Below are 16,989 nucleotides of genomic sequence, written 5' to 3'. Positions count from 1 at the left end.
CCCGACACAGTCGTTTACCTGGCACAACTACCCCCTGAATCAGGTTCGTTGCAACAGATGCTAGAAACCACCCGCCGAAATCGCCCCTGGTAGCAAGATCACCGGGGTTGGGGCGGTTGCGGAAGCAGCGGACACCCTGCTGGACGGGTTTCGGGCACCACGGACCTGGGACCGCCCCCTCAGCGGCCGCCCGCACCCCGCCCCCGCTGCCGGTCCTCCGAGGCCGTCAGACCCCGGGAAGGGGCTCGGCCCCTGACCGCTGCGCCGCGTCCCGGCACACCTTGCCCATCGGCCAGGCTGTCGACAGCGACCAGTTCTGACCGCCCGGGAAACGGCCCCGGCGGGCAGCCGGGGCCGTTCCGTCCCGATGACTTTCCCGCACGCACTGGGCCCCCGGGGCCCCTGAGCGGGTGGCTTCGGGGACGGTCCCCGCCCGTCGGTCCTGTCTCAGTTCCGGGTGCGGCGTCCGATGAACACGGCGAGCACACAGGTGGCCAGGGTGGTCGTGAGGGCCATCGGGAGGAACGCCCACTGGTAGGAGGCGGGCTCGTCCGGCAGCGCCTGGAGGACGGCCCCGGCCGCCACGGTGCACACCACGGCGGTGGTGAAACCGCTCATGTTGACCAGGCCGGAGGCGACGCCGGTACGGCTCGCGGGGATGCCGTCGCGGGCGAAGTCGAAGGAGATCGTGGGCGCCATGGTCTGACCGAGCGCGCTCACCGCCAGCACGATGATCCCCAGGGGCACCGGAGCCCCGTCCGGCCACAGGACCAGCAGGAGCCACCCCAGGCTCAGGGAGCCCCCGAGAGTCAGCGCGAAGTACACCCGCACCCCCGGCCAGCGGCCGATCAGCAGACCCGCGACGGGGGCCATCCACAGGGCCCCGGCCGCCAGTCCGGTGAGGGTGAGCGCGGCGGTGCCCTCGGCCAGCCCCAGGCCGCCCACGAGGAACGGGTAGCCCCAGAGCACCATCATCATCGTGAACGGCGCCATGACGGCCGCGTGGTGCGCCATGCCGATCCGGGGCCCGTCCGCCCTCAGCGCCTCTCTGAGCGCCGCCCAGACGGATATGGGGTCGGCGACGGTGGAACGCCCCGCGGCGCCTGCGGGGCGGTCACGCACCACCAGGAGCACGAGGAGGGCCATCAGGACGGTCAGGCCGGTGGTGGCGAGGAAGGCCGCCACCCAGCCGACCCCGCCGAGCGCCCAGGCCAGCGGGGCCGCGCTGGCCACCTGGCCGGTACCGCCGACCACGCCGGTCAACCCGCTGACCAGCGCGTACCGCGCACGGGGGAACCACAGGGCGGCGAGCCGGATGACGTTGAGGAACACGAGCGCGTCGCCGAGACCGATGAGGAACCGCCCCGCGACGGCCACCTCGACCCCCGGGGCGAGTGCGAACAGGCAGGAGCCGACGGCCATCGCGACCATGCCCATGACCAGGGTGTACCGGGGGCCGAGCCGGTCGGCGAGCAGTCCGGCGGGCACCTGGAGGAGGACGTACACGAGGAGCTGGAGCATGGGCAGCAGCGACAGCAGCGCGGGTCCCACGTCGAACCTGCTCTGAGCCTCCAGCGCCGCGACGCCCAGTCCGTTGCGGTGCAGCATGGCGAGGAAGTAGCCGCCCACCGCCACGCCCCACACCAGCCAGGCGCGGGCGCCGCCCGTCGGCTCCGCGGAGGACCCTCCGCTCACGGGTGTCCTGTCACCGGACGTCTCGGTCTGTGTCACTTCGCAGCTTCTCCCCTGGTTCGACCCGTCTTCCAGTGTCCTCCAGAACGTTGAACGCCCAGTACACCGGGGTGACCGGGAACGCAAAGCGACCGGGAATCCCCTCGGCACCAGCGGGTGCGGCTCCGACAAGAACCCCTCCCAGACGGGCAAAGACCCGACAACCTGCGTAAAGTCACTACGAGTCACTCACGATGCGCGATGGGTGCCGAAAACGGGTGAGTCTCACGACAACCAACACGGGACTACAGTCCCTTTATCACGAAAAGAAAACGCATACTGGTGTTCGAAAAACCCCTTTTGAACTGCAGGTTCTCTCGCCAAACAGGTCGATGCCCATTCGTTAGATGTGAGATGCGTCACACTTGTAAGCCTCGACTACGAGGGGTCAGTTGCTGCTAGCATCCGGAACGCGAAGGATAACTACGAGGTAACGACATCGTTCACGCCTCGCCAACTTCGTGGAGAGAGGTCGCCAACTCCGGTTGGACGTGGCGGACCGAACTCGAACCGCGGCGACGTGGCCGCAACAAGCACACACGGTCAGCACACCCGCGGTACCCCGACACACACTGGAGACGACCTTGAGTCACTGGCGCCTGAACAACCCCCGGGCCTCCCGGGCGAAGTCGGCCCTCGCCAGGCGAATCAAGCACAAGCCCAGGCACGCCTTCTGCGCCGAGCGCGCGATCACGGCGCTGCTGGGCGAGCTCGCCTCAGTGGCCTCCCGGCCCCTGTACTGGTCCGGCTCCTCCGAGATGGCCGTCGCCTCCGTGATGCGCGACGTCAACGTCTGGTGCCGGGACGGCCGCTTCTTCTGGAACGACCTCTTCCAGGGCGGCACGATGTCGCACCCCGCCAGCGACCCGGTCGGCGCCGCCGCCCTCCTGAACCCGTTCGCCCAGGTTCCGGAGCCCGCGCACTACTACACACACCGCCAGCCGGTCGCCGCCTGACCCGTGACCGCGCGCGTCGAGACCGACACCGTCGTGGTCGGGCTGGGCGCGATGGGCTCCCAGGCCCTGTGGCGCCTCGCGCGTGAGGGTGTCGACGCGATCGGGGTCGAGCAGTTCGTCCCCGGACACGACCGGGGCTCCAGCCACGGCGAGTCCCGGATCATCCGGACCGCCTACCTGGAAGGCGCCGAGTACGTCCCGTTCGTGCAGGCCGCCTGGCGCGCCTGGGACGAACTCGAACAGGCCTCCGGGTCCCGGCTCGTGGTGCGCTCCGGCGCCCTGATGCTCGGCGGACCCGACTCCGGCGTGATCAGTGGCTCCGTCGCCGCCGCCGAACACCACGGCCTGGCCCACGAACGCCTCTCCGCCGACGAGCTCGCAGAACGCCACCCCCGACACGCCGTACGCACCGGCGAGGTGGGCGTCTTCGAGGCGGACGCCGGCGCGGTCCTCCCCGAAGCCTCGATCCTCGCCGCCGTCCGCCTGGCCCGCCTGGCCGGTGCCCGGGTGTGGACCGGCCGCGCCGTCACCCGGATCGAACCCGACCCGGACCACCCCCGCGTACGGGTCGGTGACACCGAGATCCGTGCCCGGCGCGTCATCGTCACGGCCGGGGCCTGGCTCCCCGGGCTCCTGCCGGGGACCGCCCGCCTGGGCGGCGGCATCCGGGTGGAGCGCCGGGTGCTCGGCTGGTTCCGCGTCACCGGCCCCGCCTGTGACACCTCGGCCCCCGAACCCGTCTTCGCCCGTGAGGAACCCGACGGCGCCCTCTGGTACGGCTTCCCCAGCATGGACGACGGCCGTACCGTGAAGATCGGTGTGCACGCCGAACCGCCCGAGGTCGGAGCGGGCACCACCCGGCCCACCGGATCCCAGTGGGGCGAACCCGTCGACCCCGGCACCGGACCGCGTCCACCGGACGGGGCCGACGCGCGCCGCCTGGGCGCACTGGCCGCGGGGCTGCGCGGTGTCGCGCCGCTGCCCGAACGCATGGCGTCCTGCATGTACACCATGACCCCGGACGAGCACTTCCTCATCGGCCGCCGGAGCGAACTGCCCGGTCTGATCCTGGCCGGGGGCTTTTCCGGGCACGGCTTCAAGTTCGCGTCGGCGGTCGGCCGGGCCCTGGCCGACCTGGCCCGGGACGGCCGCACGGACCTGCCCGTCGGCATGTTCGACCCGCACCGCTGGGACTCCCCTCCCGCGCACCCCTGAGATCCGCCGCTCACACCACCCCTACCGCCGTCCCCCGCCGAGACGGTTCGGAGTCGGCCGGAACAGGACACACACCTGGGTGCTTTGTCGCCAAGCAGCTACATTGGCGGAGTACCCCGCCCCCGGGCACCCCAAGGACCTGCCGGAACACGGGCCCCACCGCGCTTCCGCACGCAGTAAGGACCACACCGCCGTGCAACCGCTCGCCTCCGACGACCCCCGCGCCATCGGTCCGCACCGGCTCCTCGCCCGCCTCGGCGCGGGCGGCATGGGCAAGGTGTACCTGGCCCGCACCCCCGACGGGCACCTGTGCGCCCTGAAGGTGGTCAAGGAGGACCTGGCCCACGACAGCCAGTTCCGGGCCCGCTTCGCCCGCGAGGTACGCGCCGCCCAACGCGTGCGCGGACCCTTCACCCCCTCGGTCGTGGACGCCGACCCGGACGCCGCCGCACCGTGGATGGCCACCGAGTACGTGCCCGGCCCAACCCTCAAGGAAGCGGTACGGGAGAACGGCCCCTTCCCCGAGGAGTCGCTTCGGGTTCTCGTCCTGGGTCTGGCCCGCGCCCTGGCCACCGTCCACGCGGCCGGACTCATGCACCGCGACCTCAAACCCTCGAACATCCTGCTCTCGCCGCGCGGCCCCCAGGTGATCGACTTCGGGATCGCCCGCGCCGTCGAGGGCACCGTCCTCACCAGGACCGGCCAGACCTTCGGCACCCCCGCCTACACCTCGCCCGAGCAGATCACCGGACAGAACGTGTCCCCGCGCGCCGACGTGTTCTCCATGGCGGGCGTCGTGTTGTTCGCCGCCGGCGGCGGACCGCCGTTCGGCGAGGGCAGCGCGATCGGCACCCTCAACAAGGTCATGAACGGCGACCCGCACCTGGAGGCCGTCCCCGGGGGCCCGCTACGCGACCTGCTCGCCCGGTGCTTCGCCAAGGACCCCGGCCAGCGCCCGGACGCCGAAACCGTCCAGCGGGAACTCTCCGGGCTCCCGCTGCCCTCCGCCGAACACGGCTGGCTCCCCCCGCAGGTCAACCAACAGATCAGTGCCAAAGCCGGTGAGCTGCGGCAGGCCGAGGCCGCCGAGCGGACCACCGCGCCCGAGGCCGGGCGCGGGGAACCCGGGCACGGGGGCGGCGGTCACCCCTGGTGGCGCGGACGGACCGCGACGGTCGTGGCCGCCGCGGCCGCCGCCCTCGTCCTGCTGGGCGGCGGCGCCTTCGCGCTGACCGCGCTTCCCCTCGGCTCCCAGGAGGACGGCCCCGGGGACACCGCAGGCGGTGAGCCCGCGGACGGCGAGGGTGAAGGCGCAGCGGGCGGGGGCGGTGACGGAGCGGGGGACGAGGAAGCCGCCGCCGTCACCCTGGAGGGTTTCCTCTACGACTTCAGCTTCTCCGAGGACGGGGAGACCCTGCACGTCTTCGGCTCCGGAACGCTCTCCTCCTGGAACTGGCGGGAGGGGACGGTGACCGACCAGTACTCCCCCGTCCCGACCGGCGCCGTGGTCACCCCCGGCGGTTTCGCCGCGGGTACCACCAGCACCTACATCGAGGTGTGGGAGGGCGGCAGCGAGAACCGGGTCGCCGTACTCGGCGGCAACAGCGAGGACCGCGGCCAGTACGACATGCCCGCGCTCACCGGTGATGGCGCCACCGTGGCCAACCTCGCCTCCGACGACGGGACCGTGGACGGCGACCCGGTCATCCAGGTGTGGGACGTGGAGTCCCGCGAGGTGCGCAACGAGTTCGCCATCGACGGCTACCTGGCGGACATGTTCTACACCCCCGACGACTCGGCCCTCGTCGCCGTGGTCGCCGAACCCGACTACGCCGCACACATCGGCGTGTACGTCTGGGACCCCGGGACCGGTGAGGAGATCCAGGTCTTCGAGGGCGCCGAGTACTACGACGTCTCCCTGGCCGCTGACGGCACGAGCCTGGCGATGGTCACGGACCGGCGGGAGGCCCGCATCGCCGACATCGGGACCGGCGAGGTCCGCGATCTGGAGTCCCCCGGGCTCGAACACGAGGAGCTCTACGAGGTCGAGTTCTCCATCGACGGCTCCCTGGTCTACGGAGCCACCTCCGACCTCAGCAGCGAACCCGGGTTCGTGTGGGACGCGGAGAGCGGCGACCTCGTCGAAACGGACACCGACGTCACCCTCAACTCTCCCCTCGGCGTCCACCCCGACGGCGAACACCTCTTCACCGCCTTCGTCGAGGCAGGCGTCCACACCATCGTCGTCATGGACGCCGACTTCAACGTCGTCGCCGAAGTGAACTGACCCTCCCGGAAGGCACCATGCAGCAACCCGCCCCCAACGACCCGAGCCAGGTGGGCCACTACCGCGCCGTCGCCCTGTTGGGCTCCGGCGGCATGGGTCGCGTCTACCTCGGGCTGGACCCGTCGGGCTCCCCCGCCGCCGTCAAGGTCGTCCGCGCCGAATACGCCTACGACCCCGGTTTCCGGGAGCGCTTCGCCCGCGAGCTCGAACTCGCCCGGCGCGTCCACGGCAACTACACGCCCCGGGTGCTCGCCGCCGACACCACGGGCCAGACCCCGTGGCTGGCCACCGAGTACGTCATGGGCCCCTCCCTCCAGGACCTCGTCCAGGACACCGGCCCCCTCCCCGAGCAGTCCGTGCGCTTCATGGGGCGGGGCATCGCCCAGGCCCTGGAGCGCGTGCACGCCACCGGGCTGGTCCACCGCGACCTCAAACCCGGCAACGTGATGGTCTCCGCCGCCGGACCCCAGGTGATCGACTTCGGCATCGCCAGCGCCATGGAGGACCTCCCGGGCGGTGAGGAGGAGAAGATCATCGGCACCCCGGGGTACATGGCCCCGGAGGCCGTACACGGGGACGGGACCGGCTCGGCCGCCGACGTCTTCGCGCTCGGCGGGGTCCTGGTCCACGCACTCACCGGCAGGGGGCCCTTCGGCGACGGACACCCCTCCGCCGTCCTCTACCGCATCGGCAACCTGGAACCCGACCTCGACGGCGTGCCGGCACCGCTGCGCGGGATCATCACCGCCTGCCTGGAGAAGGACCCCGCCCGGCGGCCGAACGCGGCGCAGGTCCTCCAGGCCCTCGGCGGCCCCACCGCGCCCGCGGCCTCAGCCGCCGCCTGGCTCCCCCCGGCCGCCGCGGCGCGGATCGACGGGGTCGCGCAGGAGTACCGGGACGCGGTCCGTTCTGCGCCCGTCTCCGAGGGGAAGGGCAGTTTCGGCGGACGCCTGCTGATCGCCGGAGCCGCGACGGTCGGCCTGGCGATGGTCGCCGGAATCGGTGTGTGGGCCGCCCGGGACGCGGGCCTGGTCGCGGGCGATCCGTCCGGGGCCGCCCCCGCGGCGGAGGAGTCCGCCCCCCAGCGCGAGACCTGCGACCCCTCCGAGCACCTGGCACCGGAGTTCCAGGAGGCGGCCAACGAGGAGATGACCGCGCCCAACGACGACGGGGGCATGTTCTACACCGGCTTCTCCAACGACGGCGAGGTCCTCGCGGTCTCCGGGAGCGGCGGTGTCGCCCTGTGGGACTGGCGGGGACAGGAGGAGCTCGCGCTCATCGAGACGGAGATTCCGGACCCGTACGGGCAGCCCTACTTCAGCCCCGACGACTGCCTGCTCGCCTACCCCTCCGACGACGGCGCGCACGTGTACTCGTTGGAGAGCGGGGAGCACACCGTGCTGTCCGAGGGCTACGAGGTCAAGTCGCTCGCCTTCTCCCCCGACGGCAGCCGGTTGATCGTCGGGAACTACGACACCACTGTCAACTCCGCCGTCCTCGTGTACGACCTGGAGACCGGGGAGGCCGTCACCACCTACACCGCGGACGGCAGCACCGTCGACGCGGTCGCCCTGTCCCCGGACGGCGAGCACATCGCCGCTCAGGGCGCCCTCGACACGGCGACGGTCTGGAACGCCGAGTCCGGGGAGGTCGTCGCCTCAGCCGAGGACGTCCCCCGGCTCAACAGCCGGGCCCTGAACTTCACCGACGAGGAGACCCTCCTCTACCCGGACGTGAACGGGGTGCACAGACAGAACGTCGTCTCCGACAGGGAGGAGAGCACCTCCTTCCTCGCCGAGGACCTGGACGAGGACGTCGTGCTGTTCGACTACCGGTACAGCCTGGAGGCCGACCGGCTGTACGCCACCTACCTCCCGTCCGACTACGACGCGGAGAGGGGGTTCATGAAGGTCTGGGAGTACTCCACCGGCGAGGAGCTGACCGCCGAGGCCGACGAGGGCTTCCTCTGGGAGATCAGCGTCCACCCGCAGGGCGAGGTCATCATCGGCGTCCCCGCCTCCGGTAGCGGCATGTGGGTCGTGGACGCCACCGAGCTGCGCATCGTCGACCAACTCCACTGATCGGCGCCCCGGGACGGTACCGGTCGCCGCCCCCTCGCCCCCGGTACCGCTCTCCACCGACACGACCGCTCCCGAGCCGGGAAGGCCCATGCTCCCTCTCCACCCGCACGACCCGCCCTCCGTCGGCCCCCACCGCCTGTACGCCCGCCTCGGCGAGGACGCCTACGCGCGCGTCTACCTGGGCGCGGCCGGAGTGGAGGACCCGGTGGCGGTGAAGGTCGTCCGGCCGGAGTACGCCACCAGCCCCGCCTTCCGTTCGGCCTTCACCCACCGGGTGGAGTCCGCACGCGGTCTGGACAGCACCCACGTGTGCCCGGTGCGCGACGCCGACCTGCGCGGCGCGGTGCCCTGGGCCGCCCTCTCCCGGCCGCTCGGTCCCAGCCTGGCCGATCTGGTCCGCGGGAACGGCTCCCTGCCCGCGGACGCCCTGCATCCGCTCGCCCTGGCCCTCGCCCAGGGGCTGGTCGACCTGCACTCCGCAGGCCGCGCCCACGGTTCGCTGTGGCCGGACGGTGTGCTGCTGTCCGACCGGACCGCGCTGCTGGCCGACCCCGGCCTGGAGCGGGCCGTCAACGACACCGGACAGCGCACCCCGCACCCAGCGTTCACGGCGCCGGAGGGCGGGGCCGCCCCGGCAGCGGACGTGTTCTCCTGGGCCTCCACCCTGTGCTTCGCCGCGAGCGGCGTGGAGGGGCCCGACGGCCTCGCCCGAGTCCCCCTGCAGCTGCGCGGGCTGGTCGACACCTGCCTCAAACTCGATCCGCGGCTGCGCCCCAGCGCACACGACCTGGTGCGGATGCTGGGCGGGCCCGCCGAGCCCCCGGGCTGGCCGCCTCCGGTCCGGGCCGCGATCGAAGCGGTCGCCGACGCGCAGCGTTCGATACTGAGCGCCGCCGCGGCCTCTCCCCGCGAGCCGCAGGGGGAGAAGGCCGCGCCCAAACGGAACCGGGGCCGCCTCCTGTCGGTGGGGGCCGGTGCGCTGGCCCTGGGGGTGCTCGTGACCGTCGGGGTGGTACTCGACCGCGTTCTGGGCGAGGAGGCCGCGACCCCTGGCCCGCAGGCCGAGGGGGACGGCGGGAGCGATGGGCTGATCACCGACGCGGGCTGCCTGGACGGCCCGGGGTTCCCGGCACCGGAGCAGCCGGTCCCGAACGACACCGCCTTCTGGAAGCCCGGGTTCTCCCCCGACGGGGACGTGCTCGCCGTCACCTCGACCGCAGGACTCACCATCTGGGACTGGCGCGAGGGCGAGGAGATCGCCCGGCCGACAGAGAACTCCGCCTACGGTGTCCGCCCGGTCTTCTCCCCGGTCGGCTGCACGGTGGCCGCCACCGAGTCCGTCGAGTACGAGGGCCACGAGCACCCGGTGGTCGTCGGGTACACCCACGACCTGCCCGGTGGTACCACCACCGAGCACCTGGGCCCCCAGGAGGGGCCGGACGAGGACGGCCACTGGATGCTGAAACCGATGGCCGTCCAAGACATGGCTTTCTCCCCCGACGGCAGCCGGCTGGCGGTGACCATGAACACCACCCACCAGGTGGAGAGCACCGTGGTGGTCGACACCGCCACCGGGGAGGCGGGCGAGCCGATGGCCCCGGGCCTGCAGTACGGCACCGTGTTCGTGGACGAGGACCACCTCGCCACCAACGACCGCAGCGAAATCCACGTCTGGGAGGCGGACACCGGGGAGGAGGCCCACGTCGTCAGGGGGTCCTCGAGCAGCACACTGGCCGCGGTCCCGGGCCGAACCGAGGTCGCCCACCTCGACGGGGACCGGATCGTCATCACCGACTACACCACCGGTACCGAGGTCGCCTCCTTCACCCGGGGAGAGTTCGAGACCGACGACGAACCCCTCCTCGCCGAACTCGTGCTGGACTCCGTGCACGGCCGGGTGTACGCGACCTGGCAGGTGGGCACCGGCCCCGGGTCGTGGCGGTACCAGAACTACGTCTGGGACCTGGAGTCCGGCGAGAACCTCGCCGAGGGCAACGAGGAGATCGGTAACTACAGAACCATCGCCCCGCACCCGGACGGCGAGGTCCTCGCCGCCAGCACCGTCGCCGACAGCGAACTGGTCCTGGTCGACCCCGACACCTTCGAAGTGATCGAGCGGCTGGGCTGACAGCGGAGCGGGGTGCCCGCCGGACGGCCCGGGCCCGGGCCGGAATCCCCGCGAAACCGGGCAGACTGGTATCCGGTCCCCACCTCGAGGAGCTGAACACACGTGCCTCCCCTGTCGTCCGCCGACCCGGAACACGTCGGCCCCCACCAGGTGCTGTCCCGGCTCGGTGAAGGAGGCATGGGCGAGGTACTCCTCGTCCGCACCCCCGACGGCGGCCTGGCCGCGCTCAAGGTCATCCGGGAAGAGCTCGCACACGACCCCGGGTTCCGGGCCCGCTTCGCCCGCGAGGCACGCACCGCCCAGCGCGTGCGCGGCCCCTTCACCCCGGCGGTGCTCAGCGCCGACACCGAGGGTGCTGTGCCGTGGATGGCGACCGAGTACGTGCCCGGCCCCACCCTCAGGGAAGCCGTCCGGGAACACGGGCCCTTCCCCGAGCCCTCACTTCGGGTCCTCGCCCTGGGACTGGCCAACGCCCTCCAGGCCATCCACTCGGCCGGTCTCATGCACCGCGACCTCAAACCGGGCAACGTCCTGCTCTCACCCCGCGGACCCCAGGTGATCGACTTCGGCATCGCCCGCGCCGTCGAGGGCACCGTCCTCACCAAAACCGGTCAGGCCTTCGGCACCCCCGCCTACGCCTCACCCGAACAGGTCGTGGGCCGGGGCGTCGGTCCGGCCAGCGACGTGTTCTCCCTCGCCGGAGTGGTGGTCTTCGCCGCCACCGGCAGACCGGCCTTCGGCACCGGGAAGTCCGCCGCGCTCCTGACCAGGGTCGTGCGCGGGGGGCCCGACCTGGACGGGGTCCCCGAAGCCCTGCGCCCGCTGCTGACCCGCTGCCTGGCCAAGGACCCCGCCGAACGACCCAACGCCGACCAGATCGCCCGCACCCTCTCCGAACAACCCCTGCCACCCGCAGAACACGGCTGGCTCCCCACCCCGATCAACCAGTCCATCGAGACACACCGGTCGGCGACCCGCGAGGCGGCCGACGGCGCACCAGCCGACGGGCCGGGCACGGACCGGGCGTCGGACGGGACGCCGGTCAGGGGCGCTCCCGGGGTTCCCGGCGCCCCCGCCCCGGTCACCCCTCCTCCGGGCACCCGGGGCCGCACCGCACTCATCGTCGGTGCCGCCGCTCTCGCCACCGTGTTGATGACCGGGACGCTCGGCCTCCTCACGACCGTCCCCCTGCCCGGTCAGGGCGCCGACGAGGCCGTGGCCCCCACCGAGGCCGACGGTGACGGGCGGGACGAGGCCGCGGACGACGCCCCGGCGGGGCCGTCCGACGTCTTCGGCGGCACCCTCACGGAGGTCTCGTTCGCCCCTGGCGGGGAGAGCCTGTACGTCACGGGCACCGACCACCTGGTCGAGGTGGACTGGCGGACCGGCGAGGAACTCCACCGCTTCGACGCACGGCCCAACAGCCTGACCGTGGCCGCAAACGGCACCATCGCGGGCGGCTTCCTCGACGCCCTGGTGGTCTGGAATCCCGACCGCGAGATCACCCACTACCTGGAGGACCCGGAGCTCCAGGACTGGAACCGCCCCGACCTGAGCGACGACGGCACCCGGGTGGCGGTCTCGGTCAACGACGCCGAGAACGAGCCCCTGGTACAGGTGTGGGACCTGGAGAAGGAGGAGGTGGGGTTCGAGTTCGCGACCGAGAGCCACACGCGGAACCCCGACCTGAACGCCGACGCCACCCTCCTGGCCGTCAGCGACTCCGCGGGCACCGGAAGGTCGACCGTGTGGGACCTGGCCACCGAGGAGGCCGTGGTGGAGTTCCCCAACGACGGCTTCCCCGCCGTGCCGGGCGGGGAGGCCGGGACGCACCACCTGAAGTACCTGGCCTTCCATCCCACGGATCCCTCGCTGCTCGCCGTCAAGACCAGCAACCGGGACATCGCCCTGTACGACCTGGACAACGGGGAGACCACCCCCTTCGAGACCCCCGACACCGGCGGCAACGACCTGTACGAGATCCACTTCTCCGCGGACGGGTCCCGGTTGGCCGCCAGCGGTGCGGAGGGCGCCGCCACCCGGGGCGGCCGGGTGTGGGACACCGCCACCGGGGACCTGCTGACCGGAGAGGGGATCCAGCTCTACTCACAGGTGGCCTTCCACCCGGAGGGCACGGTGGTCGCGACCATCCCGCCCGGTCCCGGCGACGACCGCCTCCTCGTCCTGGACGGCGAGAGCTTCGAGGTCCTGCACGAGTTCCCCGGGTGAGACCCGCCCCGGACGAGACGCCCAGCCGGACCGGCCTAACGGCCCACCGGAACGGGGCCGCCCCCGGGAACCGTCCACCGCACCCGGTCCAGAACGAATCCCTCCTCCGGACCGTCACACCGTGCGCCACACACCTCCCGCCCCCATCCGCCTCACGACCGTTAGGAGCCCGGTCCCGTGCTTCCCCTCGCCTCCGCCGACCCCGTCGGCATCGGCCCCCACCGGCTCCTCGCCCGTCTCGGCGCGGGCGGCATGGGCGAGGTGTACCTGGTCCGCACACCGCAGGGCCGCCTGGCCGCACTCAAGGTGGTCAAGGAGGACCTGGCCCGGGACCAGGAGTTCCGGGCCCGCTTCGCCCGCGAGGTACGCACCGCCCAGATGGTCACGGGGCCGTTCACCCCGGACGTGGTGGACGCCGACGCCCACGCACCGGCCCCCTGGATGGCGACCGAGTACGTGCCCGGCCCCACCCTCAGGGAAGCCGTCCGGGAACACGGGCCCTTCCCCGAGCCCTCACTTCGGGTCCTCGCCCTGGGACTGGCCAACGCCCTCCAGGCCATCCACTCGGCCGGTCTCATGCACCGCGACCTCAAACCCTCCAACGTCCTGCTCTCACCCCGCGGACCCCAGGTGATCGACTTCGGCATCGCCCGCGCCGTCGAGGGCACCGTCCTCACCAAAACCGGGCAGGCCTTCGGCACCCCCGCCTACGCCTCACCCGAACAGGTCATGGGCCACGAGACCAGTCCGGCCAGCGACGTGTTCTCCCTCGCCGGAGTGGTGGTCTTCGCCGCCACCGGCCGGGCCCCCTTCGGCAGCGGCCGGGCCGCTGAGGTCCTCCCCCGGGTGGTCGGGGCGGATCCGAACCTGGACGGGGTTCCCGAGGCCCTGCGCCCGCTGCTGACCCGCTGCCTGGCCAAGGACCCCGCCGAACGACCCAACGCCGACCAGATCGCCCGCACCCTCTCCGAACAACCCCTGCCACCCGCAGAACACGGCTGGCTCCCCACCCCGATCAACCAGTCCATCAACGTCCACCAGCAGCAGGCACAGCAGGTCGTCCACGCCGTCCCCGACGGTCCCTCCTGGACCGCCGCCGCGCCCCGGTCCCCGAAGAAGCGGCGCACCGGCCTCATCGCCGCCGGGGCCGGAACGGCCGCGCTCGTCCTCGCGGCGGGCATCGGCCTGGCCGTGCTCAAGCCCTGGTCCGACGCGAACCCCGACAGCGCCGCCGGGCAGGAGGAGGGCGGAGCGACCGGGGAGGGGGCCGACGCCAGCGAGGCCCCCGGCGGCCAGGACGACCCGGACGGGGAGTGGGACGGGGAGACGGGGTTCGACTCCTTCGTCAACGACATGGCCTTCACCCCGGACGGCTCCGGGGTGTACGTCCACACCACGGACGCGATGACCCTCTGGGACTGGGAGAGCGGCGATTTCCGGCACCGGTTCGACCCCAAACCCTCCACCTTCGACCTGGCCGACGACGGGACCATGGCCGGTACCTACGCCGACACCACGACCGTGTTCGGCCCCGACCAGGAGGTCCTCGCCCTCTTCGACCTGGCCGAGGAGGACCCCGAGGACATCGAGGAGTTCGGAGCCGTCTCGATCAGCCCGGACGGCTCCCTGGTCGCCATGGCCGTCTTCCACCCGGGCGACCCGCGACTGTACGTGTGGGACTGGGAGGAGGACACCGTCGTGTTCTCCACCGACCACACGGGCCCGGTCGTCGGTACCGACTTCACCCCCGACGGCGAGTACCTGATGGTCAGGCAGCAGTACAACGAGCCCTTGGTGACGATGTACGACGTGGAGAACCTCGGCGACGAGTCCCCGTCGCCGGAGGGACCCCACTGGCCCGCGGCGCACTGGAACCGGTACGCCTTCTCCCCCGCCGGACCCGTCGTGGCCGTGGAACTGCCCGACGAGGACATCGCCGTGTACGACTACGGGGCGGACGAGGTCGTCCAGGAGATCGAGACCGAACGCGACTACCTGTGGATGGAGTTCTCATCGGACGGCCGGACCCTCTACTCCGCCGGGCTGAACCTCACCGCCATGGGCCCGTCCGGTGGCCGGGCCTGGGACGTGACCACCGGGGAGGAGCTGGTCTCCGGGGACACCCTCCTGGTCGACATCCTCGCCGTCCACCCCGAGGACGAGGTAATCGCCACCTTCGCCGACGACACCCTGCTCCTCCTCGATCCCGAAACCCTCGACGTGGTCAACGAGATCAACTGAGACGGCCGTGCACCCCATGACCAACGCAACCCCCGCCCGAATCGGCCCCTACCGGATCATCGCCCCGCTGGGCTCCGGCGGTATGGGCCACGTCCACCTGGGCCTGGGCCCCGGCGACCAGCCGGTGGCGGTCAAAGTGGTACGACCCGAGCTCGCCTACGAACCCGAGTTCCGCGAGCGCTTCGCCCACGAGGTCCACCGGGCCGGTCAGGTGACCGGCGGCGACCTCCCCCGGGTCCTGGACGCCGACACCACCGGTCCCTCGCCATGGCTCGCCACCCAGTTCGTCCTGGGCCCCTCCCTCCAGGAGATGGTCCGACGGATCGGTGCCCTGCCCGAACCCACCGTCCGGTACCTGGGCCGCGTGATCGCTCGGACCCTCACCCACCTGCACGCCTCCGGGGTGGTGCACCGAGACCTCAAACCCGGCAACGTCCTGGTCGCCGCGACCGGCCCCCGGGTGATCGACCTCGGGATATCCCGGGCCATGGACGAGACCCCGGCAAGCGGCTCCTCCGAGTTCGCCGGGACCCCCGGCTACACCGCCCCGGAGACCGCCCGCGGGAAGGAGACCGGCCCGGCCGCCGACGTGTTCGCCCTCGGTGCCGTCCTGGCTTTCGCCCTCACCGGGCGGGGTCCGTTCGGTGACGGCCACCCTTCGGCCGTGATCTACCGCATCGACCACCAGGAACCGGAGCTGGACGGGGTACCGCCGTCCCTGCTCGGCCTCCTCAGGGCCTGTCTGGACAAGGACCCGGCCCGCAGACCCACCGCTGACCAGGCCCTCCAAGCCCTCGGCGGTCCGGTGGCGCCCGCAGTGTCCGCGGGCGCGTGGCTGCCACGGGTCGCCGTCGCTGTTCTGGACGGCTTCGAGCATGACCACCGCACCGTCCTCCGGGCCTTCCTGGAGACCCAGCCGGTCCCCGGAGGACACAGCCGTGGCCGCGCCCTCGCCCTGGTCGGCGCCGCCGCGACCGCGCTGGTCCTGATCGCCGGGGCCGGAGTATGGGCTGTGACAGGGCCGTTCGGCTCCGACGAGGAGAACGCCGGGCCGGCCCAGGAGAGCGGTTCACAGGAGCCGGGAGAGGGCGCCGGCCCGGAGGCCCCCCTACGTGAGCGGTGCGACCCCACCGTCCACCTGGCCCCCGAGTACGTCGAGGCCGCAGCCCCCGAACCAGCGGTTCCCTCCGACGCCGGGTCGGTCCGCTTCTCCAACGACGGCTCGGTCCTCGCGGTACACCTCCAGAACAACGTCGTCCACCTGTGGGACTGGCGGGAGCGGACCGAACTCGCCGCGATCGAACTGTCCGGCGACGCCCCCTTCCGGGAGATCGAGTTCAGCCCCGACGACTGCCTCCTCGCCCACGGCTCGGAGGACGGCGCCCACGTGTACTCCCTGGAGACCGGGGAGCACACCGTCCACCTGGAGGGGCGTGACGTCCGCTCCGTGGCCTTCTCCCCCGACGGGACAGCCCTGGCCATGGCCGACCGGACCTTCCAGGACAGCAACGGCGGGGTCTACACGGTGGACCTGGCCACCGGCGAGGACGTCACCCGTTACGAGACCGACAGTCCCCGCGGCCACAGCGTCGCCTACTCCCCCTCCGGCGACCGACTGGCCGCCCAGGACGGCCAGGGCGACCTCCGGGTGTGGGACACCGTCAGCGGGGAGCAACTGCACATAGCCCGGAACCTGCCGTTCCCCAGTTTCCGCGCGCTGGACTTCTACACCGAGGACCTCGTCGTCGCGATGCACCCCAGGGGTCCGCTCGTCGTCGACGTCAACCAGGACGAGGGCGGCACCTACTACGAGGCCGACGAGCAGCCCGAGGGCGACACCGCCAAGGTCGTGCTGAACCGCGAACACGGTCTGCTCTACGCCTTCTACATGACCGAGGCGGACGAGAACGGTGGCGCCACCCTGAGCTACCGGGTACTGGACGTCCGCACCGCCGAGGACGTCACCCCCGAGACGGAGGACGACGGACTCCCCTTCGCCCTCCTGGACGTGCACCCGGACGGCGACGTCATCGCCACTCTCCCTCCCGACGTGGACGAGGTCCAGATCCGGGACGCAGTATCCCTGGAACCCATCGACATCTTCGAGTGAGCCGGACGGAC

At 72.1% G+C, this 16,989-nt stretch carries 9 protein-coding genes; 8 read left to right on the top strand and 1 reads right to left on the bottom strand.

The genetic code is table 11. From position 1 onward, the window contains the following. Window positions 1-447 precede the first annotated feature (447 nt). Window positions 448-1,731 (bottom strand): MFS transporter, encoded by a 1,284-nt coding sequence (locus IE195_RS25945; protein ID WP_191276409.1) that lies wholly within the window; start codon window positions 1,729-1,731, stop codon window positions 448-450. A gap of 584 nt (window positions 1,732-2,315) precedes the next feature. Here IE195_RS25945 and IE195_RS25940 point away from each other — a divergent pair. The 8 genes from IE195_RS25940 (at window position 2,316) to IE195_RS25905 (ending at window position 16,978) form a co-directional block, all read left to right on the top strand. Next, complete coding sequence (locus IE195_RS25940; RefSeq protein WP_191276415.1) at window positions 2,316-2,687, top strand: hypothetical protein; 372 nt, start codon at window positions 2,316-2,318, stop codon at window positions 2,685-2,687. A gap of 3 nt (window positions 2,688-2,690) precedes the next feature. Beyond that, complete coding sequence (solA, locus tag IE195_RS25935) at window positions 2,691-3,902, top strand: N-methyl-L-tryptophan oxidase (protein ID WP_191276407.1); 1,212 nt, start codon at window positions 2,691-2,693, stop codon at window positions 3,900-3,902. 193 nt (window positions 3,903-4,095) lie between these two features. Then, window positions 4,096-6,189, top strand: coding sequence for a WD40 repeat domain-containing serine/threonine protein kinase (locus tag IE195_RS25930; RefSeq protein ID WP_191276405.1), 2,094 nt, complete (start codon window positions 4,096-4,098; stop codon window positions 6,187-6,189). A gap of 17 nt (window positions 6,190-6,206) precedes the next feature. Next, window positions 6,207-8,270, top strand: coding sequence for a WD40 repeat domain-containing serine/threonine-protein kinase (locus IE195_RS25925; protein ID WP_191276403.1), 2,064 nt, complete (start codon window positions 6,207-6,209; stop codon window positions 8,268-8,270). 88 nt (window positions 8,271-8,358) lie between these two features. Further along, a complete protein-coding gene (locus IE195_RS25920) occupies window positions 8,359-10,398 on the top strand; it encodes a protein kinase family protein (protein WP_191276401.1) in 2,040 nt (679 codons plus the stop codon). Between the two features lie 102 nt (window positions 10,399-10,500). After that, window positions 10,501-12,627 (top strand): serine/threonine-protein kinase, encoded by a 2,127-nt coding sequence (locus IE195_RS25915; RefSeq protein WP_191276399.1) that lies wholly within the window; start codon window positions 10,501-10,503, stop codon window positions 12,625-12,627. 177 nt (window positions 12,628-12,804) lie between these two features. Beyond that, complete coding sequence (locus IE195_RS25910; RefSeq protein ID WP_191276397.1) at window positions 12,805-14,868, top strand: WD40 repeat domain-containing serine/threonine protein kinase; 2,064 nt, start codon at window positions 12,805-12,807, stop codon at window positions 14,866-14,868. Between the two features lie 16 nt (window positions 14,869-14,884). Continuing rightward, window positions 14,885-16,978: a serine/threonine-protein kinase gene (locus IE195_RS25905; RefSeq protein WP_191276395.1), complete on the top strand. Its 2,094-nt coding sequence runs from the start codon at window positions 14,885-14,887 to the stop codon at window positions 16,976-16,978. Window positions 16,979-16,989: the final 11 nt, after the last annotated feature.

Source organism: Nocardiopsis terrae, assembly GCF_014651695.1.
GTDB classification, from domain to species: Bacteria; Actinomycetota; Actinomycetes; order Streptosporangiales; family Streptosporangiaceae; genus Nocardiopsis; species Nocardiopsis terrae.
The sequence above is the reverse complement of the archived record's forward strand: the minus strand, read 5'-3'. Positions and strand labels throughout refer to the sequence as shown.